Genomic DNA, 26,451 nt, shown 5'->3' with positions numbered 1-26,451 from the left:
CTACAACTGGCGATGCGACGAGTCTTGCCCAGGGGGGGTGAAATTACGGCCTGTGAAAGCATCCGGAAGCAGGTCCTTCAAATGGCGCAGCACCCTCTGGCGGCCGTTGTCGAGCAGGATGGGCAGATCGTCCGCGAATTCCACGAGCACCTGCCGGCAGGCCCCGCAGGGAGGCGTCAGGACCTCGGCGCCGGTCACCACTGCGATCGCTTCCAGCTCGCCCTCCTTCATCCCGGCCGCCACGGCGGCGCACACCGCCGTGCGCTCAGCGCAGGTGCACATGGGGTAGCTCGCGTTCTCCACATTGCATCCGGCCACCACGCTTCCGCCTCTGCGGAGGAGCGCGGCCCCCACCTGGAAACCCGAATAGGGCGCATGGGCCCTGCCTCTGGCCTCCCAGGCGGCCTTCAGCAAAGGCGTCCATTCAGGGGCTTGGGCGGTTTCAAAAGGCATGGGCGCCTCCAGGGATCGGGATGGCAAGTGGACCGGTGGGGTTGAGGATGAGGGCGGCATTCACCACGCCTTCGGGCTCGGCGACGGCCAGGGCCCGCCAGCATGCGGTATGGCCGAAGGCCTCCCGGCGGAACCCTTCGCCGAAGATCTCCAGGCTGACATCCCGCTTCTGGAGCCTGGCCTGGAGGATGGCGCCGGAAAGCCGCTCCAATTCCCGTTCGAAGGGCCGGCCGGACGCCCAATCCTTCAATTCCAGCCGGAGGTGCAGGCCTTCGGGCTGCTCGCCCTCGAAGGTGCGGACCCAGGGATGGCCCCGCTGGGCTGTGCGTTTCCAGTGCACGCGGCTGGGGGCGTCCCCCGGGCGGAGGGGCCGGGAGCCCTCGGGGCTGCTCTCGCCGGCCACCGGAATGTTGCGGCGGACCTCCCCTTTCGGCGCGCGCGGCGGCAGGATGTTGGTGCGGGGATGGGGCAACACGAGGACCGATTGGTCGAGGGTGAAGCGAAGGGCTTTTTCGACGAAGCCGAAGGGATAGCTGGTGCGGATCTCCAGGCTGCTGATTTTGGTCCACCCGCGCTTTTCACAACGCGCATGAAGCACGAGCAGCGGCTCCCCGGCGGTCTTGTCGCCCCCCGCGAGAAAGCCCGGCTCGACCCGGCCGCCTTCCATTTCCAGATGCACCTCCAGGGCCCGCAGGCGCGCCGGGGCCTTGTCCTTGAACCTGACCCGCAGGCCGCCCCTCACCCTCGCGAACAGGTTGCCCTCTTCCAGGGAGGCCGGGGCCAGGCCCCGGAGCGCCGCGCGGCTCACCCAGCCCGAGACCAGGAACAGCCCGAGCATCAGGGAGAAGATCACGTACAACAGGTTGTTTCCGGTGTTCACCGAGAAAGCGCCCACGAGGAACAGGGCCACCAGGTACTGGATCCCCAGGCGGGTCAGGTTCAAGCGGAGTCGGCGGTCTTTCCAAAGGAACATGGGCTTGGCTATGGGCTGTGGGCGATGGGTGGCGGGTGCGGCCCGGGGCCGCGTCGGTGGCGCTGCCTACAGACTACCGCCTACCGCCCAAAGCCCACCTGATACCCTGGATCTTTCCCCTTGAAACGATTCAAATCCAGGAATGAGCCGCATGAATTTTTTCCGCACGAAATCCCTCGAACAGCTCAAGGCCACGGCCGATGAGCCCGAACACCAGCTCAAGAAGAATCTCGGCGCCTTCGACCTGGCGATGTTCGGCATCGGCGCCATCATCGGCGCCGGGATCTTTTCAAGCATCGGCACCGCGGCGGCGGGCAACATGGCCGACGGCCGCCTGCCCGCGGGCCCCAGCCTGGTGCTGAGCATCCTGCTGGTGGCCCTCATCTGCGGCTTCACGGCGCTGGCCTATGCCGAACTGGCCTCCATGATCCCGGTCTCGGGCTCGGCCTACACCTATGCCTACGCGACCTTGGGCGAACTCATGGCCTGGATCATCGGCTGGGACCTGCTGCTGGAATACGCGGTCTCCAATGTCGCCGTGGCCATTTCCTGGGGCGACTATGCGCGGAGCTTCCTGTCGAATGTCTTCCACGTGGATATTCCCGGCTGGCTGGCCATGGATCCGCGCACGGCGCTGAAGCTCGGCGCGGGCGTGGAGAAACTCGGCCTGTCCGACAAACTGCACGTGATCGCGGATGCCAAGGCCGGGCTGGCCGACGGGGCGGCCACCTTCGCCCACTGGGACGTGCTCAAGAACGCCCCGACCATCGGCGGCTTCCCGGTCACCATCAATCTGCTCGCGGTGATCATCACCGTGCTCATCACCTGGCTCTGCTACATCGGCATCAAGGAAAGCGCCCGCGCCAACAGCATCATGGTGGTCATCAAGGTGGTCATCCTGCTGACGGTGGTGGGCCTCGGCATCCAGTTCATCGCCCCGGCCAACTGGCATCCCTTCGTGCCCCACGGATTCAAGGGCATCCAGGCCGGCGCGGCGATCATCTTCTTCGCCTTCATCGGATTCGACGCGGTGAGCACCACGGCGGAAGAATGCCGGAACCCCGGCCGCGACCTGCCGCTGGGCATCCTCTGGTCCCTGGGCATCTGCACCGTGATCTACGCGGCCGTCGCGCTGGTCACGACGGGGATGGTGCACTACACCAAGCTGGGCGGCATCGCCGACCCGCTGTCCTACATCTTCACCGAGCACCGGATGGCCGCCATCGCCGCCGTGATCAGTTTCGGCGCCGTCATCGCCACCACGGCGGCGCTGCTGGTCTACCAGGTGGGCCAGCCGCGCATCTTCATGTCCATGAGCCGCGATGGCCTCCTGGGCCCCTGGTTCGGCAAGATCCATCCGAAATTCAAGACGCCTTCCAACGCGACCATCCTCACGGGCTTCATCGTGGCCATCCCCGCGGCCTTGCTGAACATCGATGAAGTGGTGGAACTCACCAACATCGGGACCCTCTTCGCCTTCGCGGTGGTCTGCGTCGCGGTGATGGTCCTGCGCCACCGCCGCCCCGAGTCCCCCCGCAAGTTCCTGATGCCCGCCATGTGGGTCCTGGCTCCCGCGGGGATCGTCGGCTGCGTCTGGTTCGCCCTGGGCCTGCCCTGGCTCACCTGGATCCGCTTCGTGGTCTGGCTCGCCATCGGCCTGGCCATCTATTTCGCCTACGGCGCACGGAAAAGCGCGCTGCAGAACGGCGATGCCTAGGCCGTAGCCCTTTAACTTTTCGACTTTTTGACTTTTTGACTTTTCGACTTTCGACTCGAGACTTGGAACCCACGCGCTAGGCTGTAGACACCCATGTTCACCGGTCTGATCCGCCACCTTGGCACCCTGGAATCCCGCAGCCCCCGGAGCGGCGGGGCCCGGCTGCGCATCGCGGCCGCCCAGGAGGTGCTGGACCACGCCGAGCTGGGGGCGAGCATCGCCGTGAACGGAGCCTGCCTGACCTCGGTGCTCTGCGACGAGCGGGCCTGGGAAACGGAGCTGAGCGAAGAGACCCTGGCCAAGACCACCCTGGGCCGCTTGTCCATCGGCGCCACGCTGCACCTGGAGCCGAGCCTCCGGGTGGGCGATCCGCTGGACGGGCATCTGGTCAGCGGCCACGTGGACGGCCTGGGCGCCCTGCTGGAGCGGCCCGGAGGCGAGGGGCTGTGGCGGTTCACAATGCCTTCCTTTTTCGCGCCCATGACGGCCCCCAAGGGCAGCATCGCCGTGGACGGCATCTCGCTGACGGTCGTGGACTGCGGCCGCGATTGGTTCAGCGTCGCCCTGATCCCGGAAACCGTGAAGCGCACGGCCCTGGCGTCCATGAAGCCCGGCGACGCCGTGAACCTGGAGGCCGACCCGATCGGCCGCTACGTGGCGCGGGCGCTGCAGATGCGGGATGTGGACGAAAAACTGAGCCGCTTCGCGCAGCGGGGCTTCGAGGAAGGCTAGGATTCAGGGCACGCCAGGGAAATGGTCCACCCACTGGATCTTGAGATCCGGGAAATGGTCGACGATCTGCACCTTGAAATCCGGGAAATGCTCCACGATCTGCCACTGGCCGCAGGCGTTGGGGAAGTGCTCCACCTTCTGCACCTTCAGGTCGGGAAAATGGTCGACGATCTGGATCTTGAGGTCCGGAAAATGGTCCACGATCTGGACTTTCCCGTGGAGCTTGAATCCCTTGTAAGCGCAATCGCCCTTTTTGATCTTCCCCCCGGCCAGCAAGGGGCTCCCGCTGGCGGCCACGGCAGCGAGGGCCAGCAGCAGCTCCCGGCGGTCCATCACGCCACCCGCTTCGTTTCGCCCGAACCGCCGGCGGCTAGGAGCTTGAGGATTTCCACCACTTCCATCGCCGAAGCGGGCCGGTCTTCGATGCGTTTGGCCATGAGCCGCTCCAGGAGGAAGGAAAAGCCCTCGGGCAGGTCCGGAGCCAGTTCCTTGGCTCTGGGCACCGGGGTGCTCAGGTGCATGCGCAGCAGCTCCGTGATGACCGCATGCTCGAAAGGCGGAAAGCCCGTGGAGAGCTCGAAGAGCATCACGCCGAGCGCGTAGAGGTCCGTGCGGGGATCCACCCGTTCGCCCCTCACCTGCTCCGGGGACATGTAGCGCGGCGTGCCGAAGACCTGGCCCTCGGCCGAGGAGCCCTTGGCGGCCACCGGCGCGGCCAGGCCGAAATCCATGATCTTGGCGTCGCCGCGGGCATCGAACAGGATGTTCAACGGCTTGATGTCGCGGTGCACTACGCCCTCGCCGTGCGCGGCCTCCAGGCCCTCCGAGACCTGGCGGCCGATGCGGAGCACCAGGCCGATGGGCAGGCTGCCCCGGTCGTCCAGGAGCTGTTTCAAGGTGACGCCCTTCAGGTATTCCATGGAAACGAAGGGCAGGCCTTCGAACTCGCCGAAGTCATGGGTGCGCAGCACGTACTTGTTGGTGATCTTCCGGGCCAGTTTGATCTCCTGCTTGAGCTGCTCCAGGAAGCCCGTGGAAAGGTCGTGTTCGGGCCGGATGATCTTCAGGGCCACGTCCTCGTCCAACTGCTGGTCGTGGGCCTTCAGCACGATGCCCATGCCGCCCTTCCCCAGGATGTTCTCGATGCGGTATCGGCCTGCGAAAATCTCGCCTTCCTTCAGGGTCACCCGCTTCCGCTGGGGCGAGGGGTCTTCGCCGCGCATCACCTGGGACGTCGTGGCCAGCATGATGGTGGCGTCCACATCCACGGCGCTCATGCTGACGCGGCTCTGCGCCACGGATTCCATCTCCGCACCCATGCCCCGGCGACCGTCCTTCGGGTCCAGGTGCTCGAGGGCCGCCAGCAATTCATCCTTCGCCTTCAGCTCCGAGAGCATCGCCCGGAAGGCCTGGGTGAGGTAGCCCACCTCATCCTGGCTGTTGAGCGCCGGAATCTCGGGCCTTTCTCCTTCGGCCAATTGGGCCGTGGCGCGGGCCAGGGCCGACAGGGGCGAGGTCACCGCGCGGCTGGAGGTCAGCGAAAAGATCATCGCGAGGAGCAGCCCGCCCGCCCCGGTCGCGAGGATCACGTTGCGGATGGTCACGAAAGGCGCCAGGAAGGGTTCGAGAGGCATCATCACCACGTCTGCGATCCTGAGATCCAGAGCGTTGACTCCCTTCAAGGGCGCCAGGACCGCGAGGTAGGGCCTGCCTTCCAGGGCAACGGGGATCGTGGCGGACCTCTGCCCGGCCAGGACTCCGGCCTGGGCCGCCTTGAAGCCGTCCCCCGTGGAAATCGCCCGCTGCAGCGCATCGCGCTGGCTCGCATCCGCCACCGTGAGCCCCTGGATCTGGAACTGGCTCAACAACCCGAAATGGGGCGGCAGGTCGCCTTTCCGGCCCGGGGGCAGGGACACGAACCGCAGCTCCTTGGCGGCCTCGTCGCTGAGGCTGTTGCCCACCAGCATGACGCCGAGGGAAGCGCCTCCGGGGGTCGAGATGGACCGGGCCACCGCATGGTAGACGCCCTTGAATTTCCCTTCGTCGATCTTGAAGAAGCCGCGGTAGGAAGGGCCGGGATAGCCCGCCTTCCTGGCTTCATCCGGGTACATGGCCATCTGCACGATCCCCACGTCGTTGTAGTCCTGCTTGACGCCGTCGGTGGTGCAGGAGAGCAGGGCGCCCGAGGGGCGGATGACCACGGCGATCTGGGAATTGAGCCGGGAGAGGTTGTCCAACAAGGTGTCGCGCACGGACGAGTAATCGCCCTTTTCGATGTTCGCCAGATTGGCCGAATACTGGGTGAAGACCTCCAGCCCCGCGTCCATGATCTTGCCCTGCTGCTCGAAGGTGCGGTCCACCACCTGGCTGGCGGAGAGCATCTGCGCCCCGGCGGATTCCCGCGCCTTCCGGTCCGCCACCGTGGAGGTGATGAAGACCAGCACGCCGATGATCACCAGGATGGTCACGCTCGTGCGGAGGAAGAACTTCCAGGCGAGCGAGCGGTACCAGCGCACTTCACGGCTCATGGCGGACCTCGGAGAAGGGGAAACGGGTTTGGACAATCTTAGCGGCCTTCCGTTCTTGCCTTCGATGCGCAAAAGGAGTGGCACGTGCCAAGGGTTCCTGGCATCCAAACCTTTAAGCGATACAGAGTGCCTAAAAATCCACCTTCACCCTCGATGTCCATGCCTGGAGCGACCATGTCCGACCGCCGCTTGTTCCTCAGCGCGTTGATGGGAGGGGCCGTGCTGACCGCCTCCGGAGGCCTGCTGGGCTGCCGCAAACCCGAGGCCGCCCCCGGCGGGGATGCCCGGCCCACCGGGGACCTGAGCATACTCAACGGCGCACTGGTGCTGGAGCACACGGCCATCTACGCCTACGGGCTGGCGGGCGGCTCGGGCCTGCTGAGCAAAGGCGTGCTGGCCGTGGGCGGCACCTTCAAGGGCAGCCATGAAAGCCACCGCGAAGCCCTCAGCGCTGTCATTAAAAACCTGGGCGGTTCTCCTGCGGACCCCAAGAAAGACTACGACTTCAGTGCCTTTGAACTGAAATCCGAAGCCGATGTGCTGCGGCTGGCCCTGTTCCTGGAGATGAAGGCCGCCAGGGCCTACCAGGCCGCGATATCGCAGTTCAAGACCAAGGCTTTGTTGGAGGCCGCGGCCCGGATCATGGGCGATGAAGTGAGCCATGCCGCCATCCTGCGCGCGGCCCTGGGGAAAGCGCCGGCCGGGTTCTACAGCCAGATCGATGAATTGGAGTAGGCTTCCTGGGACGCCTGACGGAGTCCCTATGCCCCTCAAGTCATCCATGCTGGCGCTGCTGGCCATTCCCCTCCTGGCCGGGGGCCTCTCCGGCCCGGTGAAGGTGGTGGATAAGACTGGAAAACCGCGGGAAACCCTGAAGGATGTCATCGCCATCCTGGAACCGCTGTCGGCGCCCAGGCCCAACATGTCGAAACGCCCCTTGCTGCGCATCCGGACGGTAGGCAAGCGGTTCTCCCCCCGCGTGGCCTGGACCACGCCCGGCAGCCTGGTCGCCTTTCCGAACCAGGACTCCATCGTCCACAACGTGTTCAGCGTCTGCTGCGCCGTGCCCTTCGACACGGGCCAGTACGAGCCCGGCGACACGCCGCCGCCCGTCAAGCTGGCCAAGCCAGGCCTGGTGAAGCTGTACTGCAATGTCCACCACAAGATGAACGCATTCCTGTGGGTCCTGGAAACCCCCTACGCCCAAGTGCTGGATGGCAAGGCGGGCCTGGCCTTCGAAGGAATCCCCAGCGGCACCTACCGGCTGAAGCTCTGGCATCCCGAGACCGGCGAAAGGGTCTTCCCCATCACCATCGGCGAGGGCAGCGTCCGCGGCGAGTGGACCCTGAGCGCGAACCTCCCCCCCTTCGAGCCGCACAAGAACAAATTCGGGAAGGACTATCCGCCCATGAAGGACGAGGGCTCGTATTAGTCCCAAGTCTCAAGACTCAAGTCTCAAGGAAGCCCGATGCAGCATTCGTGCGGGCTTGGGGCTTGGGACTTGGGTCTTGCGACTCGGGACTTGAGACTTGGGACTAACGCGGCGGCGGGATCGCCGGCGTCGGATGCTGGGTGCGGCCCCAGCCCACCGGAAACACGCGGAGCGTGAGGCCGGCGCTGAGGCGGCCCTTGCCGCCGAGGCCCACGTAGATGCCCGGCGACCACCACTTTCCGGTGCCCACGAAGCCTGGATAGATGTTCAGGCGCACCTTGAGATCATCCGTGCCGTTGAAGATCAGCGAAGCCAGCAGCGAGTCGTTGCGGTCGTAGAAGAGACCGGCGCTGAAATGGGTGATGGTGGGGTCCTGGGCCTTCTGGATGGAGGCGCCGAAGCCCCATGAAAAGCTGTCGGACCTCGTGACCGAATGGGACAGCCCCACCAGGGTCGTGAGCCCGAAATAGATGAAGGGGCGCGCCGCATCGGGCCCGCCGATCACCGGGCGCACCACGAAATTCTGGCTCACATTGGTGATCCGGCCCTTGGCGCCCGAAGGCCGCGCATAGTCCGGCTCATAGATGGGCTGCCCGTTCCATTCCGCCAGGTGCAAGTCTTCCGCGGCGAAGCGCGCGAACCGATCCCAATTGAAAAGCAGCATTCCGAGGGGCCGGAAAAGATATACATCGGCGATCTCGTCGTCGGGCTTGGTGGAGGTCTTCTCCACCGTTTCCTGAAGCAGTTCTGCAGCGGTTCCGATCAGGGCCGAAGTGAGCTTGGGATACGGAACGCCATGGGCCTCGAACCACTCCGCGTTCTTGCGGTACACCATGCCGCCGCCCAGCAGATGCAGGGAATAATTGGGGACCCAATCGGCGCGGCCACCCCGGTAGGGAAGGATCTGGCGGTTGATGAAGGCATTCCAGCCGCCCTGGCGCTGGATGGCATTGTTGGGATGCTGCAGGTCGAAGCGCACGGTTTCCCAGTGCTTCGACATGTTGAAATCGTTGAAGCTCTCCGGCACCTGCAGCGTGTCGTAGGACCAGGTGATGAACGAAGCCAGCGGATTGAACTGGGATTCGGAACCATAATCCTTGGGCTTATAGAAGAGGTAGGGCTGCGGAGAAGGCGAAGCATTCCCGACCGGTGCCTCCACCTTGTCCTGGGCAAGCAAGGGCGTGACCTGGATCAGGATGGGCAGGGTCCTCGTGGCAAGGGCTCGCAGGCCTGACATGATGCCCACCTCAGCCCTCGACCCTCGACCCTCGACCCTCGACTTGTTGTTGATGCACCTTCTTCACCATGTACCGTGGCCGGTCCCGCACTTCCACGTAGATGCGGCCGATGTATTCGCCCAGCAATCCGAAGGCGAGGAACTGGGCGCCAATGAAGATGAACAGGATGGCGAACAGGGTGAACACCCCTTCCACCGTGCGGTCGGGGTGCAGCACCCGGTAGATCAACAGATACACGCCGAAGCCCATGCCCAGGGCGCTCACCAGGACGCCCAGCACGGAGAGCATCTGCAGAGGCAGCAGGCTGAAGGAGGTCAACAGGTCGAATTGCAGGTTGATGAGCTTCCATAGCCCGTATTTCGAATCCCCGGCCGCCCGCTCCGCGTGGGCCACGGGCACTTCGGTGATGCGCTTGGCGAAGGAGTTCGCCAGGGCGGGGATGAAACTGCTGCGCTCCTTGCACAGCAGCATCGCATCCACCACTTCCCGGCTGTAGGCCCGCAGCATGCAGCCGTAGTCGTGCAGCTTGACGCCCGTGGTCCGGCGCGTGATGGCATTCACGACCTTGCTGGGCAGGCGCCGGAGGATGGAATCATTCTCTTCCCGTCCCTGGCGCCACCCGCCCACAACGTCGTAGCCCTCTTCGACCTTCGCCACGAGTTTCGGAATCTCCTCCGGGGGATTCTGCAGATCCGCATCCAGCGTCACCACCACCCGGCCCTCCACCTCGGACAGGGCTCCAAAAATAGCCGAGTGCTGGCCGTAGTTGCGGTTGAATTCCACAACCTTGACGCGCGGCTCGGCCTTGGCGATCTCCAACAGCATGGACAGCGAACGGTCCTTGCTCCCGTCATCGGTGAAGATAAGCTCCCAGTCCCGGTCCCCGCCGAAATTCCCGTCCAGGACCTTGACGAGCCGCTCCCAGAGCTGCGGGATGTTGGCTTCCTCGTTGTAGATGGGGATGACTACAGATAGATAAGGGCTCATGAGGCTATTCTACTGTCAGCTCCTCGGAGAACGATATGAACGATGGCCCCAACATCCTGCTGGTGGAAGACGAGTTGAGCCTGGCCGAGGGCATCAAGCTGAACCTGGAGATGGAGGGCCTGCCCTGCATCTGGATCACCCGCGGGGATGAGGCCCTGAAGCGCATCCTGGCGGAAAAATATGATCTGGTGATCCTCGACGTGATGCTGCCGGGCATGGACGGGTTCAGCGTCTGCGAGCGCATCCGCGAGGCCAAGAACTACACGCCGATCCTGTTCCTCACCGCCAAGAACACCGAGGACGACCGGGTCCATGGCTTCGAAACCGGCGGGGACGACTACCTGGGCAAGCCCTTCCAGGTGCGGGAACTGCTCACCCGCGTGCGGGCCATCCTGCGCCGCGAAGCCTGGTACCGCAACCGCACCTTCGGCGGCCGCCAGAAATTCGGCGATTTCTGGGTGGATTTCGAGAATTTCTGCGGCGAAGGGCCCCAAGGGCCTTTCACCATGGGCGTGAAGGAATGCATGATCCTGAAGCTCCTCATGGAGCGCGCCGGGCAGGTGGTGAGCCGCCAGGAGATCATCGACCGCGTGTGGGGCGAAGACGCCGAGCCCACGCCGCGCACCGTGGACAACTTCATCGTCCGCCTCCGCCGCGTCATGGAAGTGGACGCGCATCACCCGCGGTGGGTGCACACCCTAAGAAGCGTGGGGTACCAGTTCGACCCGGAGGGGAAGCTGAGGAAGGGCGAAGAGTAAATATCCCCCGGCAGAGCCGGGGGCTTTATCAAGTGAGCCGCTCAAAGCGGCTGGGTGGGGCCGCTAACGCGGCCCCATTTCGTTGAGCCACCTTACGGTGGCGACCTTAGCGAAAGAGTGAAAGTTGTTCAAATCTCTGATCCTCTTTTTCTTGGTGCCGGATGTAATCCCGCACCACCGCTTCGTCGCGCCCCACCGTTGACACGAAATACCCTCGTGCCCAAAAGTGCTGCCCGACGAAATTGCGCTTGCTCTCTCCATACACCCGCGCCAAATGGATCGCGCTCTTCCCTTTGATGAACCCGATCACCTGCGACACCGCATACTTCGGTGGAATCGAGATCAGCATGTGAACGTGGTCAGCCATCAGGTGCCCTTCCTCGATTCGACTCTCCTTCTGCTCCGCCAACTTCCGGAACACCTCACCCAGATGTGGCCGCAGCTTTTCGTAAAGTGTCTTTCTCCTACACTTCGGAATGAAGACGATGTGATACTTACACTCCCATTTCGAGTGGCTTAGACTTTCAGTCAGGTCCATCTTGGTTCTCCTCCTGTGTGTGCTTGGCGGCTCACAAGAATGAGTTTCCGAGATGGACTCCCTTGAATGTCAAACTTCTGCTGTCACCCCGGCAGAGCCGGGGGTTTTCCTGGGATAAATAAAATTGGAACCGCGAAAAACGCGAATGAACGCGAATTAACAAATCGTCCTTTCCCTAAATTTTCATTCGAGTCCCATTCGAATCCATTGAACTGCCATTCTCGGCCCTTCAAGCAGTCACGAACTCTCACTTTCCATGACAACTACACCTTGGTGGAATCTCTGATAGTGATCTCATTTGCAAGCCGTATGATTTCGGCAGTTTGCTTCAAACTCAATGCATCAGCTTCTTTACCTTCAAGCATAGTTTGGAATTCCTGTAGGAGTTTGGCCTCAAGTTCTTCGTAAAGGTAGTGCCACCCTGATGGGCCCCAATCGTCAATGAGACTGGCCTTGTGTGGAAGAGCGACCTTGATGAGGTTAGCAACGGCGTCGTTGTTGACGAGCCCTTTTGTACCTAATCCACTTTTAAGCGTGTGCCATCGAACAACGGCATGGTGGCTCAACGCACTAAGCGCGGTGTAGGTGGCCCAAATGGACAGTGAAACAAAGGGACGGGCCTTTCCCGCGCTACTCGTATCAAGGTGCAACAGGACTTCTTCGTTCCCGAAAGAGCTGAATAGCTCCCGAACCTTCGAATCTGCCTCAGCAGCTTCGGCTGCTGGCTCATACTCGATGACGGCCATGCTTCTCATCAAACTTCGAGCCGGAAGCAGTGCAAGAACAGCTGACCAAAGCTGATCCACAGCCTCAAGGCGCCTATAATCCACCGCGATCTGACGGCTGCCGAGAGCTGTCAGTGCCCCGTTGCGAAGCGCTGTGACTTCTGCCTCCCTCGCGTGAAGGTCCGCCTTCAGACGCTCTTCGCTTTCTCGTAGCTGAGCACGCAGAATTTCGAGTTTTTGATTGAACTCGTTCTCGACACGCCTTGTGAGCCAGGTTCGGAGGAAGTCCCGTCCAAGCCACCCGCAAACGATAAGTACGGGAGAAAGAAAAATTGAGACCAATTCAATAACGGCCACAGCAGGTCGCCCCCGCGGAGAGTTAAGCGTTTGTTTACAGGTTTATTCGCGTCCCATTCGCGCCATTCGCGGTTTCGGGCCTATTTCGGCGCGAGCTCCCGGCTCTTGGCCCAGCGGCCGAAACGGAGCATCTGCTCGGTGAAGGTCTCCTTGGTTTCCAGGGTGACGTCCTTGAGCATGTCGCGCTCGTTCTTCTGGTCCACGACCGGCACCAGCTGCGGGAAGACGAAGGCGCGGGCGCGGGGCAGGTTCAGGGCGTCCATGCGGCCCTTGGCATCCGCCTGCCAGTCCTTGTTCACCTTGGTGCCGAAGTCCGCGAAGAGTTTCTCCACGCCCTCCTTGTCGCCGTTCGACTTGAAGGTCTGGAGCTTGACGAGGATCTCCCCGACACCCGCGCGGGCCTTCTGCACATCGTTGACCTGCACGAAGGCATGGCCGTCTTTCTGCGCCAGGGCCACGCCGAAATCGGCGCCCGGCTGCGTGAGGTAATTGAGCACCAACTGGCGCCCGCGGTAGTGGGCTTCGCGGATGGTATCGCCCTGCACCAGACCGTTCATGCGCAGCTGGCCGCCCAGGTAACCCAGGTACATGGCCTTGGCGGCGGCCATCTGATCCGCTTCGCTCACGGCGCCGATCTCCACCACTTTCGGATCGAAGAACTGGTACAGGGCCACGCAATCAGCGCGGCATTCCTCAAGGGCTGAATAAACGCCACCAATGGCCTTGGCGGGATCCTGCCCATTCAATTTCGCATCGGGCTGGCCCGATCCATGGCCGATGACTTCGTGCATGTAGACGGTCCATTGGCGGGCCAGATCACCGAATTTGGTGATCAATTCCTGGTCCTCAGGCAGATTGAAAGCCTGGATGATCTGCTCTTTCACCTTGGCGCTCTGCGCGCTTTCAATGTTCAGCAGCACCACGTTCTTGGAGCCGAATTCCTTGCGGATATCGGAATAGTTCGGAAGGTTGTAGGCCGCGGCGCTCATGGGCCCGCTGTCGCCGGTCTCGACGATGACATTCACCACGGAGGCCACGGGCGGCTCCACCTTGGCGCGCTTCCACAGCTCCGGCCAAGGCATCTTGGCTTCGAAGTAGAGGGCGTTCTGGCTCAGCTTCTCGATCTTGTCGGAATCCGAGCGGAAGCTCACGTTGGCTTCGTAGCTGCCGATGACGGCCCGGGGATCCTTGTAGACCTCGTAGAAGCCGTTGAGGTAGTCCACGGTGGATTTGGTCTTGAGCCAGGCCACGCTGTGGTCCTTGAAGGATTTCTCGTCGCCGGTCTGGAAATAGGTGATCAAGTCCACGAGCGCTTTCCGCTGGTTCGCGATGGGCTCGAAGCGGATCTTCTTCACGCCGTCCTTGACGACCTCGATCTGCTCGTTGTCCACGTAGCCGAGCGCCTTTTCCAGCCAGTAGTTCACCAGCTCCAGCTGGTCGCCGTAGACGCCGCCGATCTTGAATTCTTCGGCTTCGGCGGCCTTCCGGCCTTTCTTGTCCTTCTTCAGCAGGAAGCGGACGTTCAGCTTGCCCTGGAGTTCCGGAGGCAGGGCCTGGATCTCCTTCGAGGTCAGGCCCGGATCGTAGAGGCCGTTGCTGCTGGTAGCCACCGGGTCGGCGCCCGCGACCTGGTTCACCTGGATGGGCTCCACCTTGGCATCGAAGATATGGGGGCGCAGGCGCGCCAGGCGCTTGCCCAGGCTTTCGCGGCGCAGGTTGAATTCCGCGCCGTTCTTCTGCGCCTGCTTCGCGGCCTTTTCGAGCTGCTTGAAGGTGAGCAGCCGGGGGACGAATTTCAGATGGCTGTCGTGGCCGTACTGGCCATGGTGGGCCCACACGAGTTTAAGGTACTCCTCGAGCCCCGCCATGGCGGCGGCGTCGATCCCCTCGCTATGGAGGTAGATCTGCTCCAGCAGCTCCTTGATCTCGAAAGCGGCGCGGTGGTTCTGGAAATAGGCGATGTCGTTGCCCGCGATGGCCGCCCGGTACAGGAAGTAGGCGTACTTGCGCTGCGTGGCCTTCAGCTTGTCGAAGCCTGGCGCCTCGACGCCGACGATCATGAGATCCCGGCCCCCTTCGCCCAGGCGCTCCAGTTCGCCCACGCGGTCGGGGCGCGGCGCGGGGGGAATCGGGTCGGAGGCCGGAGCCTGCGCCAGCAGCATGGCTCCGGTTGCGAGAAAGAATGCGAGCTTGGTCTTCATGGTGACTCCTATCGCAATTGGCTTCGAAGCATCATTCCTGGGAGCCGGCCGGACCCGGCTGCCCGGCGCCTGCAACGAGGGGGATCTCCGCCATGATGGTGTTGCCTGATCCCTCCTGGCTGCGCATGACCAGGCGTCCTCCATGCTGCCGGATGACCGCCGCGGCCACCGCGAGCCCCATGGAATCCAGGTCCCGCACCGAGCCGAGATCGAAGGCGGCCGCCTGGGCGGCCTCGCTCAACAGCGGGCCGGAGTCCTGCGCCGCGAGCTGCATGGCCTCGCCCACCCGCCGGGTGGCGACGCGCACCCGTTTCTGGGGGGCTTTCGCCGCCGAGAAGATCGCGTTCCGCAGCAGGCCCACGAGGCCTTCCCTCATCTGTTCGGCATCGAGGCTGGCGTCGGGCGCGGTGGGGTCGAGGCTCACATCCAGCGCCACGCCCGCGGCCGCGGCTTCGGATTCGACGCGCTTCTGGGCTTCCAGCACCAGCCGGTTCAGCTGGGTGGCCTCCAGCTTCAGGGAGGGCGGATTCAGCACCAGGTTGATGGGCCGCATCAGGGCCTGCATGGAATCCACGGCATGGATGATTTTTTGGGCCTGCGCCGCCTGGGCCGGATCGATCGCGCTTTCCTGCAGGAGCCGGCTTTGCACCACGATGGGGTTCATGCGGGCCTGCAGCGCGTCGAGGATGATGGGCAGGACCCTCCCCATGCCCGATTGACCCTGGGAATCCACGAGCTTTTTCTCCAGCTCCTTCTGTTCGCCCAGGTCCTTCACCAGGGCGGAGAAAGCCAGCACGCGGTCATCGGCGCCCAGCACCGGAGCATAGGAAATGCTCACCGGGAACTCCTCGCCGTTCTTGCGGAGCCGAGTGGTCTGCATGTCGCGCAGGGACTGCCCCTGGCTGATCAAGGTGGCGGCCTGGGAGATCTCCCAGCTTTTCGATGCCGGGGTGAGCAGCTGCATGGTCTGGCCCACAATGTCCGCCCGGGCGTGGCCGAACATTTGTTCCGCGGCCATGTTCCAGGTGAGGATCTTGCCGTCGGAGCTGAAGGAGATGATGGCCTCGCCGACGCCCTGGATGATGCCTTCCAGGTAGCGGCGGGTCTTGAGGTTGTCCTGGTTGGCCCTCTCCAGCTGCGCGTAGAGCTGGTTCATCTCGGCGTTCTTCTGTTCCAGGGTCGATTTGGTCTGTTTCAGCTCCGAATAGAGGCGCGCGGTCTCCATGTTCGATTTCAGGGCATCCTCGAGCAGCTCGCTGGCGTCGACCACCTTGCCGGGAACCAGGTCCGACACGCTCACGTCGCTGTGGCGCATCACCGTGGACTCGGGCTGGCTGAGGGAGTCCGGCGGAATCGGCAGCTCCCGCATGTTGGACCGGATATTGGAGTCGATGAGGTTCAGCATCTCATCGAAGTCCTTGATCTTCTTGTCCAGGTGGTACTTCTTGAAGGTGCTGCTCACCGTTTCGCGGGTGATGGCCAGGAAGGTGTCCATGACGCCCGGGCCGCGGTTCGCCACGGCCTCGAAATACGGGACATTGCGGAAATTCAGCCGGCGGTTCATGACCCCCACCGGCATGGCATCCGAGAGGTCGCGCTTGTTGTACTGGAGCACGAAGGGGATCTGCTTGATGTTCAGGCGGTTCGCATTGAGGTTGTGGTACAGGTTCGAAAGCGAATCCACGTTGTCCTGCATCTTGGACTCGGAGCTATCGGCCACGAAGACCACGCCGTCGGCCCCCCCCAGCACCACCCGCCGCGAAGCGTCGTACTGCACCTGGCCCGGCACCGTGTAGATCTGGAGATGGATGGAGTTGCCGTAGATGTAGCCCAGGTTGATGGGCAGCAGGTCGAAGAAGAGGGTGCGGTCCTCCTGGGTGTTGACGCTGAACATCTCGCCGCGCTGCTGGTCCTGGCAAAGCGCATGGAGCGTCTGCAGATTCGTCGTCTTCCCCGACAAGCCGGGCCCGTAGTAGACCAGCTTCAGGAGAATCTCATTCGCTCGTGTATTGAACTGGACCATAGGCTTTGGTTGTAGTTGAGGGAAACAGACTAACAGGGACCGGTGGAATCCGGGCGGCCGTGAGCCACATGCTAGGATGATTCCGCGGAAATGAAACCCAGAAACGTAATGATTCCCATGCTGGAGCCACGATTTGAGCATTCCCCATCACGTCGCCATCATAATGGACGGGAACGGGCGCTGGGCGGCGCAACGGGGGTGGCCGCGCATCAAGGGACACAAGGCCGGCGTCAAGGCCGTGGAGGATATCCTGGAGGCCGCCGTGGCCGAAGGGATCGGGCATTTGAGCCTGTTCGCGTTCTCCACGGAGAATTGGAAACGGCCGGGTCCGGAGGTGGCCAGCCTCATGGCCCTGCTGCGCATGTACCTGCGGATGTTCCGCCGCCGTTTCATCGAAAAGGGCATCCGGTTCCACCATATCGGCGCCATCGAGGGCATGCCCGCGGGCATCCAGGAGGATCTTCGCGGGCTGGAGGCGGCCACCGCCGCGCACCCGGGTCTGGTCTTCCATCTGGCGCTCAACTACGGATCCCGGCTGGAACTGGTGCAGGCGGCCCGGCGTTGCGTCGAGGACGGGCTGAGGGCCGAGGCAATCACCGAAGAGACCCTGCAGGCCCGGCTGTGGACCGGCGGCGCGCCGGACGTGGACCTGCTCATCCGGACCTCCGGAGAACTGCGACTATCCAATTTCCTGCTCTGGCAATCCGCCTACGCGGAGTTCTACGTTACTGAAACCCTATGGCCGGACTTCGGTTCCGCGCAGCTTCGGGAAGCCCTCGATGCCTACCAGCAGAGGGAACGGCGGTTCGGCGGGCTGGCCATCGCGGAAGAATGAACGTACCGTCAGAATGGCAGTGCCAGCATCCGGTGGATCAAATCGCGGGAACCCCATGACGAAATACAAAGCCCCCCACACCGCCCCCATGACGGCGCCGGCCGCGATTCCGGCCCCGGCGAGGCCCGCCTTCGACCGCAGGAATATGGTCCTGCGGATCTCCACTGCCCTTGTTTTCGCGGTGTTCTTCCTGAGCCTGCTTTACTGGGGCGGCGGCACCACCTGGGGCAACCTGGCGTATTTCTGCCTGATGGGCGTCTCGATCTTCGCGGGAGTGCGCGAACTGACCCTCATGGGCCGGAAGATGGGATTCAATCCTTCCCTCTACGCCGGCACCGCGGTGGCCTGGCTGCTGCTGATGCATTTCTTCCTGGCGGCCCGGGCGCCCATCGGCGATCGGCCCTTGGATCCTGACCTGCTGCCCCTGTGGCTCGTGATGGCGTTCGGCATCGGGTTCATCCACTTCGGCGCCCTTTTCTTCGACCAGAAAATGGAGCAGGCCCTGCCGAGCCAGGCCATCACCTGGATGGGCGCGCTGTACCTGGGCCTAGGCCTGGGTTTCCAGCAGCGGCTTTTCATGCTGGGATCCAGCACGGTCACCAACACCGGAGGGCGGATGGTGCTGGCCCTCTACGTCATCACCTGGCTCGGGGACACCGGGGCATATTTCATCGGCAGCCTCTTCGGCCGCCATAAATTGGCGCCCAAGGTGAGCCCCAAGAAATCCTGGGAGGGCCTGGCAGGCAACTATCTCGGCAACGTGTTAGGCGCCTGGCTCATGAAGGCGACGGTCTGCCCCGACTGGTCCCCGGTGGACGTGGTGGCGCTGGGCCTGCTGCTCGGCACCATGGGCCAGCTAGGGGACCTGGTGGAAAGCACCTGGAAGCGCAGCGCCGGGGTGAAGGACAGCAACATCGGCATGGGCATTCCCGGCCACGGCGGGATGCTGGACCGCGTGGACAGCCTGGTCTTCGCCGCCCCCGCGCTGTTCGCCTACGTGCACTACGTGCATGGGCTCGGGTGATGGCGGGGGCCACCCGGCGCATTGCCATTCTGGGATCCACCGGTTCCATCGGAACCTCCACCCTCGAGGTCGTGGCGGCCCACCGGGAGCGCCTGTCCATCGTCGCGCTCGCCGCCGGGCGCAATCGCGAACTGCTGCGCATGCAGTGCGAGCGGTTCAAGCCTGCGTGCGTGTCCGTGGGCAATCCCAGGGACGCGGCCTGGCTCCGGACGGCCCTCGGGTATTCACCGGAGATCCATTCCGGCCCCGAAGGCCTTCTCGCCTGCGCGCTGCACCCGGACGTGGATACCGTCGTGGCGGCGGTGGTGGGGGCTGCGGGCTTGCAGAGCACCGAGGCCGCGCTGCGGGCCGGCCACCGGGTCTGCGTGGCCAACAAGGAATCCCTGGTGGTGGGCGGAACGCTGATGCGCGCCGCCATGGAAGCGGGGGGCGGCGAATTGCTGCCCGTCGATTCCGAACATGCCGCGCTGCACCAGCTGCTGGAGGCCCGCGCCCCCGGAAGCATCCGGGAAGTCCGCATCACGGCCAGCGGCGGGCCGTTCCGGGAATGGACCATGGCCAGGATCCAGGCCGCCACGCGGGATGAAGCCCTGAACCACCCCACCTGGAAAATGGGCCCTAAAATCACCATCGATTCGGCGACGCTCATGAACAAGGGCCTGGAAGTCATCGAGGCCTCGGTGCTGTTCGGCCTTTCGGCGGACCAGATCGCGGTGACCGTCCACCCCCAAAGCCAGGTGCACGCCATGGTCGGTTTCCGGGATGGCACCTACCAGTTGCAGGTTTCCGCCAACGACATGAAGCTGCCCATCCAGTACACCCTGCTCTTCCCGGACAATGTGCCGGGCCCGGTGCCCTGCTATGACTGGGCGGAATCCCGGTCGTGGACCTTCGAGGCGCCGGATCTGGAGCGATTCCCCTGCCTGGGCCTGGCCTACGCAGCCCTCCGCGCCGGGGGCACCGCGCCGACGGTTCTCAATGCCGCCAACGAAGTGGCCGTCGCCGCCTTCCTGGAAGGCCGCATCGGTTTTTGGGATATCCAGGCCTGCAATGCCGAGGTCATGGCGCGGATTCCTTCGGAGGCTGCTGGCAGTCTTGAGGCAGTGCTGGCCGCGGATCGAAATGCGCGAGACAATGCTAGGTCCTGGATCGCGCTGAAGTGATCCAGATTCCTGGATCCTTGATGAAGCGTCTGCTCTACCTCGCACCTTCGATAATCGTTTTCAGCCTTGCTTGGCCAGGCGTCGGCTTTTGGGGCCCCGTGATCATGCTCGGGGGACTCATCTTCCTGCATGAGCTGGGGCATTTTCTCGTGGCCAAATGGATGAAGCTTCCGGTGGAAGTTTTTTCCTTGGGCTTCGGCCCCAGGCTGGTCGGCTTCAAGTGGCGCGAGACGGATGTGCGCCTCTCGGCGCTGCCCCTGGGCGGGTACGTGAAGCTGATGGGCTACAACGACGAGGACCCCAACGCCGACGATCCCAACGGATTCCTGTCGCAGCCCACCTGGAAGCGGATGCTCTTCTATTCCGGCGGCATCATCTTCAACCTGGCCACGGCGGTGGTCCTGCTCTTCGCCCTGAACCTGGACCAGGCGCGCGTGGCCCAGTTCCAGTCGCGCTGGACCGTGATCCAAGTCGTGCCTCAATCCCGGGCAGAGAGCGGTGGATTGAAGGTCGGCGACGAAATCCTGGCCATCGGCGAGAAACCCCTGAAGGATGCTGACTGGGAACGGGACATCATTCCCTATATCCAGGCCCGCCCGGAGGTCCACACGCCCTTCCAGATCCTACGGGGCGGCGCTGCCCAAACCCTGGACCTGGTTCCAGCCAACGAAGGCGGGAGAGGGAAAGTCGGTTTCCTGCCTGAAGTCGACCGGACACCCATTGCCTGGCGCCCCCTCTCCGTGAGGGACGCCGGTCCTGCCTTCCTGCTTGCCTCCAAAGGGACTGCCATCGCCACCTGGCGCATCACCGGCGACTATGTGAGGCTGCTGACCTTCCGGGCCAACATCAAGGAGCTGGGCGGCCCCATCGCCATCGCCCGGATCGGCAGCCAGGCAGCCAAATCCGGCTGGCGGAACTTCCTGTCCCTCTGCGCGCTGCTCTCCATCAACCTCGCCGTGTTGAACGCCCTGCCCATCCCCTTCCTAGACGGCGGCCACGTCGCCATGCTGGGCTTCGAGCGCATCCGGGGCAAGGATCTGAGCATCTCGGTGAAAGAGCGCATCCTCACCGGCGGCTTCCTACTGCTGGCCTCGCTGATGGTGCTTGTTTTCGCCTTGGATATCTGGCGGTTGAAGCACTGAAGGGCTATCTGCTATGAGCCATCAGCCATCAGCAAATTTGGAAGCGCCTCCGGCTCGCCATCAGTAAAGTCGCGGCCTTCGGCCGCCTCCACAAAAAGCCCATGGCTGATGGCTGATAGCCGACAGCTCATCGCCCTCAGCTCACCAGCGTTCCGACCACCTCGCCCATGACGGCGGAAATGAGGTTGCCGGGCTTCATCATGTTGAAGACCAGGATGGGCAGTTTGTTGTCCATGCAGAGGGCGATGGCGGCGGCGTCCATGACCTGGAGGCCCTTCTCCAGGCATTCCTGGTGGCTGACGTGGTCGAACTTGACGGCATTGGGATCCTTTTTGGGATCGCTGTTGTAGACGCCATCCACATTCGTGGCCTTCATCACCACTTCGGCGTTGATCTCGTTGGCCCGGAGCGCCGCGGCGGTGTCGGTGCTGAAATACGGGTTGCCCGTGCCGCTGCCGAAGATCACCACGCGGCCCTTTTCGAGATGGCGGACCGCGCGGCGGCGGATGTAGTTCTCCGAGATGCGCGGCATCTCCATGCCGCTGAGGACCCGGGTCTGGACATGGTTGTGTTCCAGGGCGTCTTGCAATGCCAGGGCGTTGATCATGGTGGCGAGCATGCCCATGTGGTCGGCGGTGACGCGGTCCATGCCCTTGGTGGCGCCGGCCACGCCGCGGAAGATGTTGCCGCCGCCGATGACCAGGCCCACATCCACATTCAATTCGCGGATGGCCTTCACCTGCTCGGCGATCATCTGGACCACATCGGGGTCGATGCCGCCCTTCAATTCGCCCATCAGGGCCTCGCCGGACAGCTTGAGCAGGATGCGCTTGTATTTCATGGGGAGCTCCGGGCGGGCGGCGGGCGGTGGAAATGAGCGATGAACCGTGGTCGAAAATACTTTCATCAGCCTACAACTGACTGGCTGAAAAAAGGGCGGCACGAAGGCCGCCCTTTTGATTGGCTGGAGCGGCGGAACTACTTCGCGGCCACCTGGGCGGCCACTTCGGCGGCGAAGTCGTCCTGGCGTTTCTGCAGGCCCTCGCCGAGGACGTACTTGGTGAACCGGCGGATGCTGAGCTTCTCGCCGATTTCGGCGGTCTTCTGGGACAGGTACTGCTGCACCGTGAGGTCGCCGTTCATGATGAAGGGCTGTTCCAGCAGGCAGACTTCCTTGAAGATCGAGTTCATCTTGCCTTCGACGATCTTTTCCACGATGTTGGCGGGCTTGCCGGTGGCCAGCGCCATCTCGGTGGCGATGCGCTTTTCGGTTTCCAGGAAGTCCTGGGTCACTTCTTCCTTGGTCACGAAGCGCGGAGCCGGATCGGCGGCGGCGATGTGCATGGCGATTTCCTTGACCATGCGCTGGAAAGCTTCATTGCGGGCCACGAAGTCGGTCTCGGAGTTCACTTCGACGATGACGCCGACGCGGCCGCCGGGGTGGATGTAGGACTCCACGATGCCTTCGCTGGCGATGCGGTCGGCCTTCTTGGCGGAAGCCGCGAGGCCCTTCTTGCGGAGGTACTCGATGGCGCCTTCCATGTCGCCATTGCTCTCTTCCAAGGCCTTCTTGCAATCCATCATGCCGATGCCGGTCTTCTCTCGAAGGGCTTTCACGTCCTGGGCTGTATACGCCATGCTATCTCCTGGATTTACCTGTAGGTGCTGGTGGTGCGGATCCGCAGGCGCCCTACTGGGCCTCCTGCTCCATCTTTTCCGCCATCATTTCCTTCATGGCGGTGCTGTCGCCCTTGTCCTGGAAGGACTGGCGGCCTTCGAGGATGGAGTCGGCAACGCGCTCGCTGAACAGGTGGATGGAGCGGATGGCGTCGTCGTTGGCGGGGATCACATAGTCGATCTTGTCGGGATCGCAGTTGGTGTCCACCAGGGCCACGATCTTGAGGCCGATCTTGTTGGCTTCCGTGACCGCGATGTCCTCGCGGTTCGGATCAATGACGAAGACCACGTCGGGCAGGCTGCGCATGTCGCGGATGCCGGAGAAGGCGCTCACGAGCTTGTCCTTGTGGCGGGTGAGGGTGAGCTGCTCTTTCTTGCTCATGGCCGCGCTGCGGATGGGATCCGCCAGGATGGCTTCCATCTCACGAAGCTTTTCCAAGGATTTCTTGATGGTGGAGAAGTTGGTGAGCATGCCGCCCAGCCAGCGGTTGTTCACATAAAAGGCGCCGCAGCGGGCGGCCTGCTCCGCGATGAGCTCCTGGGCCTGGGGCTTGGTGGCCACGAAGAGGAAGCTCTTGCCCTCGGCGGCGGACTTCGTCAGGAAGTTGGCGGCCGTGTTCCACAGGCGCAGGGTCTTCTGCAGGTCGATGATGTAGATGCTGTTGCGGGCGCCGAAGATGTAGGGCTTCATCTTCGGGTTCCAGCGCTTGGTCTGGTGGCCGAAGTGCACGCCGGCTTCGAGCAGTTCTTTCATTTGGATGGCAGCCATGATGGCCTCCTCAATCGTTGCGCGGCCCGTCGTTTGGGGAGGGGGCGCGGTTGGGGATGAAGGTCCGGCCTCCTGGGAGGGGACCCGAATCGGTTCCGGAAATCCGGAACCCGTGACACGCGAACGGGGAGATCCTGTCTCCCCGTCGGTTGGAAAAGACCTTTGAGGGTATTAGCGCTTGCTGTACTGGAAGCGCCTGCGGGCGGCCTTCTGGCCGGGCTTCTTGCGTTCCTTCATGCGGGGATCGCGGGTCAGGAGGCCTGCGGCGCGGAGAAGGCCCTTCAACTGCTCGTTGTAGACCAGCAGCGCGCGGGAAACGCCCAGGCGGATGGCCGAGGCCTGGCCGGCGGAACCGCCGCCGCTCACGGTGATGTGCATGTCCCACTTGCCGTCCATGTCGCTCAGCACCAGCGCCTGGTGCACCATCATGCGGAGCACGGCGTTGGGGAAGAAATCCTCAAGCGTGCGGCCGTTGACGCTGATCTTGCCGGTGCCGGGGCGGAGGAACACGCGCGAAGCGGCGGTTTTGCGTCGGCCTGTTCCGTAGTACTGGTTGATTGCCATGTTTCCCTCGACGAATTTTCTGGGGTCTGGAGCTTAGAGTTTGATCTGCATGGGTTCCGGGGATTGGGCCGCCTGCTGGTGGTCGGGGCCTTCGTAGACTTTGAGCTTGCGGTACATGGCCCGGCCCAGGGGGCCCTTGGGCAGCATGCCCTTCACGGCGGACTCGATGATGCGGCTGGGGAAGGTCTTCTGCATGACGTCGGCGCGGGTCTCCTTCATGGCGCCCGGGCGGGTGGTCATGACGCGGCGATAAATCTTCTGCGTGGTCTTCTTGCCCGTCAGCACGGCCTTGGCGGCATTGATCACCACCACATGGTCGCCGGTGTCCAGGAAGGGGGTCCAGGTGGGTTTGTTCTTGCCCGAAAGCACTTCGGCCACGGCCGAGGAAAGACGGCCCACGGTCAGCCCGGTGGCGTCCACCAGGAACCACTTGCGCTTGATTTCTTGGCCCTTAGGGAAATAGGTGCTCATTTGCTGCTCCGAATCAACAATCCTTCAACGACAACGCATCCAGGCAAACCCACTAATCGTCCGATCGGCGGGAAGGCAGGAAAATGAGATTATCGCTTGTAACAACAAGGGTCAAGGAGAGATTTCACTCCGGGCGGCAGTCGGCTGGCTGGAGGCCGCGGGCATCCATGGCCCGCGATTAAAGCCCACCGCTCAAGACCCATAATTCCTGGGCGATGCGTGAGGCTCCCAGGCCATCCACCAGGGACCGGCCATCGCGGCTCTGCTCGTTGCGGCTGTCCTGGCCTTCGGGACCCAACCACTGCTCGAGCGCCTTGGTGGTGATATCCAGGCCGGCCTCGGGCCCCACGCCCAGGTCGAAGCAGGCCGAGGCCTGGGCCAGGTCCGCCAGGATGCGGTGCTGCCGCTCGTTCTGGCCCCAGGCGGCCACCGGGAGCCCCAAGCACAGGGCTTCGGTCAAGGTAACGCCTGCGCTGCACCAGAGGGCGTCATAGTCCGGCAGCGATTGGGTCAGGTTCGGCAGGCTCTTGTGGATCGAACACCCCGCAAAGGGTTGGTCCGGGATCGCGACGGGCGCCAGGATCGTGCACGTCCCGCGCCACCGGTCCTCCTGCACCAGCCGCTCCAGCACTTTGAAAGCCCGCTGGGCCAGCCCGGCGCCATCGCTGCCGCCGAAGGTCACCAGCAGCCGGTGCACCGCCAGGGGCTGCAGGGGTTGCCGCTTAGGCCTCAGCGCCAGGGCTGTGCCGCCCACCACGGCGAAGCGGGTGCCGCGGAGCACCCGGCAATTCCCATGCTGGCCCTCGAAGGGCCTGACTTTGCGCCCATTCAAGAGCTTCATCGGATGATCAGGGAAGTCCACGCCTTCCAGGAAGGGCTGGAAGAGCAGGTCGGCGCTTTCGTGCGCGTCCCCGTCGTCCTCCATCACCGCGACCTTCAGGGGCCTGAACGCTTCGATCTGGGCATGGTCCAGGTCCCAAAGGTCCAGCAGGGCCACCTTGGCGCTGGCCAGGAGCTCCTTCGGCAGCGGCGCAGTGGAGGCGGTGCCAAGATCCAAGGCCTCGCAGGGCAGTTCGGCTCCGGTGAAGGGATGCCGCCCGGAGCCCACCCGGCGGGCCAGGTCATCGCCGGAAGCGGCAATGGTCACGGTCCCGCCCAGGGCCCGCCAGGCCTCCTCGACGGCCAATGCCCGGGCCACATGCCCAAGGCCCAACCGGAGATCGGCGTGGACGCGGATGATCAGGCGAGGCTGCATGGGTTCCGAAAAAGGTTCCTCAAGTCTAGCCAAACCGGAGAATCCGGGAAGGGGGGTCGTTAAGGCAGGTCCCTCCTGCGGCCTCCCAAGGAAATGATCAGGTTTTTAGCTGAAACGGCTTAGGGTGGAAGCATTGCATTCCGGGAGATCCCTTGGCCAGCGCACCCTCCTTCAACCCTTATCTGAATCCGGACGAGCCGCCCATGAGGGGACCGGCCCCCGGCGCCAAGGCCGGGCGCATCTGCGGCATCCTGGCCATCGTGCTGGCCCTCACCTGCGTGGGCATTCCCATCGCGATCATCCTCGGCATCGTCGCCATCGTGAAGACCAGCAAGGCCAAGCGGCTGGCCCGCAGCTACCCCGAGACCTACGACATGCCGACCAATGTGGGCCTCGTCCTGGGCATCGTGGGCCTCTGCCTGCCGGTGGTGATGCTGCCCTTCGTGGGCATCGTCAGCGCCATCGCCATTCCCGCCCTGCTCTCCCAGCGGGTCCGGGCCCGGGACAACGCCCTCCTGTTCCAGTGGGCCCAGGTCCAGGCCAGGGCCGAGGCCATCGCCCTGGAGTCGCGCACGTCCGGCGCCCGTCCCCTCACGGGAACGGAAGCCATCCAACTCCTGATGGCGGACGCTTCCCTCAAGGCCCTGAAGAACACCCAGAATCCTGGAGATGCCGTGCTCATCATCGGCCCCGCTCCCCGTCCCGGCACCATCGCCCTCGAAGGCCGCGAAGCAGCCGGAGAGTATGGGACGACACGGTTCTCGGTGATCCTGCGGGCCCAGTTCGGCCCGCCCCATGCCACCTCCCTCCGGGAAGAGGAGGTCGAACTGGGCGCCTCCACTCCGGAGCAGCTACCCGCCGGGGCGCCCCCGCAGTAACCGGGCCCGGG

At 63.7% G+C, this 26,451-nt stretch carries 26 protein-coding genes; 10 read left to right on the top strand and 16 right to left on the bottom strand.

Annotated elements, in window-relative coordinates:
* Both IPQ13_10280 and IPQ13_10275 read right to left on the bottom strand, forming a co-directional pair.
* Positions 1-453 carry a cytidine deaminase gene (locus tag IPQ13_10280; GenBank protein MBL0211280.1) on the bottom strand — a complete coding sequence of 151 codons (453 nt, stop codon included), beginning with the start codon at positions 451-453 and terminating at the stop codon, positions 1-3.
* On the bottom strand, positions 443-1,426 hold the full coding sequence (locus IPQ13_10275; protein ID MBL0211279.1) for a DUF58 domain-containing protein: 984 nt from the start codon (positions 1,424-1,426) through the stop codon (positions 443-445). Before IPQ13_10275 ends, IPQ13_10280 begins: the two co-directional genes overlap by 11 nt.
* A 151-nt stretch (positions 1,427-1,577) precedes the next feature.
* Here IPQ13_10275 and IPQ13_10270 point away from each other — a divergent pair, with 151 nt between their 5' ends.
* Both IPQ13_10270 and IPQ13_10265 read left to right on the top strand, forming a co-directional pair.
* Positions 1,578-3,143 carry an amino acid permease gene (locus IPQ13_10270; GenBank protein ID MBL0211278.1) on the top strand — a complete coding sequence of 522 codons (1,566 nt, stop codon included), beginning with the start codon at positions 1,578-1,580 and terminating at the stop codon, positions 3,141-3,143.
* A gap of 93 nt (positions 3,144-3,236) precedes the next feature.
* The gene (locus IPQ13_10265) at positions 3,237-3,875 is read left to right on the top strand and encodes a riboflavin synthase (GenBank protein MBL0211277.1); all 639 of its coding nucleotides are present in this window, start codon (positions 3,237-3,239) and stop codon (positions 3,873-3,875) included.
* A gap of 3 nt (positions 3,876-3,878) precedes the next feature.
* Here IPQ13_10265 and IPQ13_10260 read toward each other — a convergent pair whose 3' ends face one another.
* The gene (locus IPQ13_10260; protein ID MBL0211276.1) at positions 3,879-4,208 is read right to left on the bottom strand and encodes a hypothetical protein; all 330 of its coding nucleotides are present in this window, start codon (positions 4,206-4,208) and stop codon (positions 3,879-3,881) included.
* Positions 4,208-6,403 carry a protein kinase gene (locus tag IPQ13_10255; GenBank protein MBL0211275.1) on the bottom strand — a complete coding sequence of 732 codons (2,196 nt, stop codon included), beginning with the start codon at positions 6,401-6,403 and terminating at the stop codon, positions 4,208-4,210. The genes IPQ13_10260 and IPQ13_10255 overlap by 1 nt, the downstream gene beginning before the upstream one ends.
* Positions 6,404-6,577: 174 nt before the next feature.
* On the opposite strand from IPQ13_10255, the gene IPQ13_10250 reads away from it, so the two are divergent.
* Together IPQ13_10250 and IPQ13_10245 are read left to right on the top strand one after the other, a co-directional pair.
* Entirely contained in the window at positions 6,578-7,138 is a 561-nt protein-coding gene (locus IPQ13_10250; protein MBL0211274.1) for a ferritin-like domain-containing protein, read from the top strand.
* Positions 7,139-7,166: 28 nt separating this feature from the next.
* On the top strand, positions 7,167-7,835 hold the full coding sequence (locus tag IPQ13_10245) for a hypothetical protein (GenBank protein MBL0211273.1): 669 nt from the start codon (positions 7,167-7,169) through the stop codon (positions 7,833-7,835).
* 103 nt (positions 7,836-7,938) lie between these two features.
* Here the strand turns inward: IPQ13_10245 and IPQ13_10240 are convergent, their stop codons facing one another.
* Entirely contained in the window at positions 7,939-9,072 is a 1,134-nt protein-coding gene (locus IPQ13_10240) for a hypothetical protein (protein MBL0211272.1), read from the bottom strand.
* 10 nt (positions 9,073-9,082) lie between these two features.
* Entirely contained in the window at positions 9,083-10,060 is a 978-nt protein-coding gene (locus IPQ13_10235) for a glycosyltransferase (GenBank protein ID MBL0211271.1), read from the bottom strand.
* A gap of 35 nt (positions 10,061-10,095) precedes the next feature.
* On the opposite strand from IPQ13_10235, the gene IPQ13_10230 reads away from it, so the two are divergent.
* The gene (locus tag IPQ13_10230) at positions 10,096-10,818 is read left to right on the top strand and encodes a response regulator transcription factor (protein MBL0211270.1); all 723 of its coding nucleotides are present in this window, start codon (positions 10,096-10,098) and stop codon (positions 10,816-10,818) included.
* 106 nt (positions 10,819-10,924) lie between these two features.
* Here the strand turns inward: IPQ13_10230 and tnpA are convergent, their stop codons facing one another.
* From tnpA to IPQ13_10210, 4 genes are all read right to left on the bottom strand, one after another.
* Entirely contained in the window at positions 10,925-11,356 is a 432-nt protein-coding gene (gene tnpA, locus IPQ13_10225; GenBank protein MBL0211269.1) for an IS200/IS605 family transposase, read from the bottom strand.
* A gap of 263 nt (positions 11,357-11,619) precedes the next feature.
* Entirely contained in the window at positions 11,620-12,438 is an 819-nt protein-coding gene (locus tag IPQ13_10220; GenBank protein MBL0211268.1) for a hypothetical protein, read from the bottom strand.
* Between the two features lie 80 nt (positions 12,439-12,518).
* Positions 12,519-14,639, bottom strand: coding sequence for a hypothetical protein (locus tag IPQ13_10215; GenBank protein MBL0211267.1), 2,121 nt, complete (start codon positions 14,637-14,639; stop codon positions 12,519-12,521).
* 31 nt (positions 14,640-14,670) lie between these two features.
* Positions 14,671-16,662, bottom strand: a complete 1,992-nt coding sequence (locus IPQ13_10210) for a PAS domain S-box protein (GenBank protein MBL0211266.1) — start codon at positions 16,660-16,662, stop codon at positions 14,671-14,673.
* 163 nt (positions 16,663-16,825) lie between these two features.
* On the opposite strand from IPQ13_10210, the gene uppS reads away from it, so the two are divergent.
* Genes uppS through IPQ13_10190 form a run of 4 tightly spaced genes read left to right on the top strand, consistent with a single transcriptional unit; the run spans position 16,826 to position 20,826 of the window.
* Positions 16,826-17,497: a di-trans,poly-cis-decaprenylcistransferase gene (uppS, locus tag IPQ13_10205; GenBank protein MBL0211265.1), complete on the top strand. Its 672-nt coding sequence runs from the start codon at positions 16,826-16,828 to the stop codon at positions 17,495-17,497.
* A gap of 55 nt (positions 17,498-17,552) precedes the next feature.
* Complete coding sequence (locus IPQ13_10200; protein MBL0211264.1) at positions 17,553-18,521, top strand: phosphatidate cytidylyltransferase; 969 nt, start codon at positions 17,553-17,555, stop codon at positions 18,519-18,521.
* A complete protein-coding gene (locus IPQ13_10195; GenBank protein ID MBL0211263.1) occupies positions 18,521-19,684 on the top strand; it encodes a 1-deoxy-D-xylulose-5-phosphate reductoisomerase in 1,164 nt (387 codons plus the stop codon). The genes IPQ13_10200 and IPQ13_10195 overlap by 1 nt, the downstream gene beginning before the upstream one ends.
* A gap of 20 nt (positions 19,685-19,704) precedes the next feature.
* A complete protein-coding gene (locus tag IPQ13_10190; protein ID MBL0211262.1) occupies positions 19,705-20,826 on the top strand; it encodes a site-2 protease family protein in 1,122 nt (373 codons plus the stop codon).
* Between the two features lie 136 nt (positions 20,827-20,962).
* Here IPQ13_10190 and IPQ13_10185 read toward each other — a convergent pair whose 3' ends face one another.
* The 6 genes from IPQ13_10185 to IPQ13_10160 form a co-directional block, all read right to left on the bottom strand.
* Positions 20,963-21,667 carry a UMP kinase gene (locus IPQ13_10185; protein ID MBL0211261.1) on the bottom strand — a complete coding sequence of 235 codons (705 nt, stop codon included), beginning with the start codon at positions 21,665-21,667 and terminating at the stop codon, positions 20,963-20,965.
* A 137-nt stretch (positions 21,668-21,804) separates the two neighbouring features.
* Complete coding sequence (gene tsf / locus IPQ13_10180) at positions 21,805-22,464, bottom strand: translation elongation factor Ts (GenBank protein MBL0211260.1); 660 nt, start codon at positions 22,462-22,464, stop codon at positions 21,805-21,807.
* A 52-nt stretch (positions 22,465-22,516) separates the two neighbouring features.
* Complete coding sequence (rpsB, locus tag IPQ13_10175) at positions 22,517-23,272, bottom strand: 30S ribosomal protein S2 (protein MBL0211259.1); 756 nt, start codon at positions 23,270-23,272, stop codon at positions 22,517-22,519.
* Positions 23,273-23,443: 171 nt separating this feature from the next.
* Positions 23,444-23,836 carry a 30S ribosomal protein S9 gene (rpsI, locus tag IPQ13_10170; GenBank protein ID MBL0211258.1) on the bottom strand — a complete coding sequence of 131 codons (393 nt, stop codon included), beginning with the start codon at positions 23,834-23,836 and terminating at the stop codon, positions 23,444-23,446.
* A gap of 33 nt (positions 23,837-23,869) precedes the next feature.
* Positions 23,870-24,307, bottom strand: coding sequence for a 50S ribosomal protein L13 (rplM, locus tag IPQ13_10165; protein ID MBL0211257.1), 438 nt, complete (start codon positions 24,305-24,307; stop codon positions 23,870-23,872).
* A 178-nt stretch (positions 24,308-24,485) separates the two neighbouring features.
* Positions 24,486-25,562, bottom strand: a complete 1,077-nt coding sequence (locus tag IPQ13_10160) for a hypothetical protein (protein ID MBL0211256.1) — start codon at positions 25,560-25,562, stop codon at positions 24,486-24,488.
* 203 nt (positions 25,563-25,765) lie between these two features.
* Between IPQ13_10160 and IPQ13_10155 the strand changes: the two genes are divergently transcribed.
* Complete coding sequence (locus IPQ13_10155; protein ID MBL0211255.1) at positions 25,766-26,440, top strand: hypothetical protein; 675 nt, start codon at positions 25,766-25,768, stop codon at positions 26,438-26,440.
* Positions 26,441-26,451: the final 11 nt, after the last annotated feature.

It is taken from the genome of Holophagaceae bacterium, from assembly GCA_016720465.1.
Lineage (GTDB): Bacteria > Acidobacteriota > Holophagae > Holophagales > Holophagaceae > JANXPB01.
This window is presented reverse-complemented; position numbering and strand designations above follow the sequence as displayed.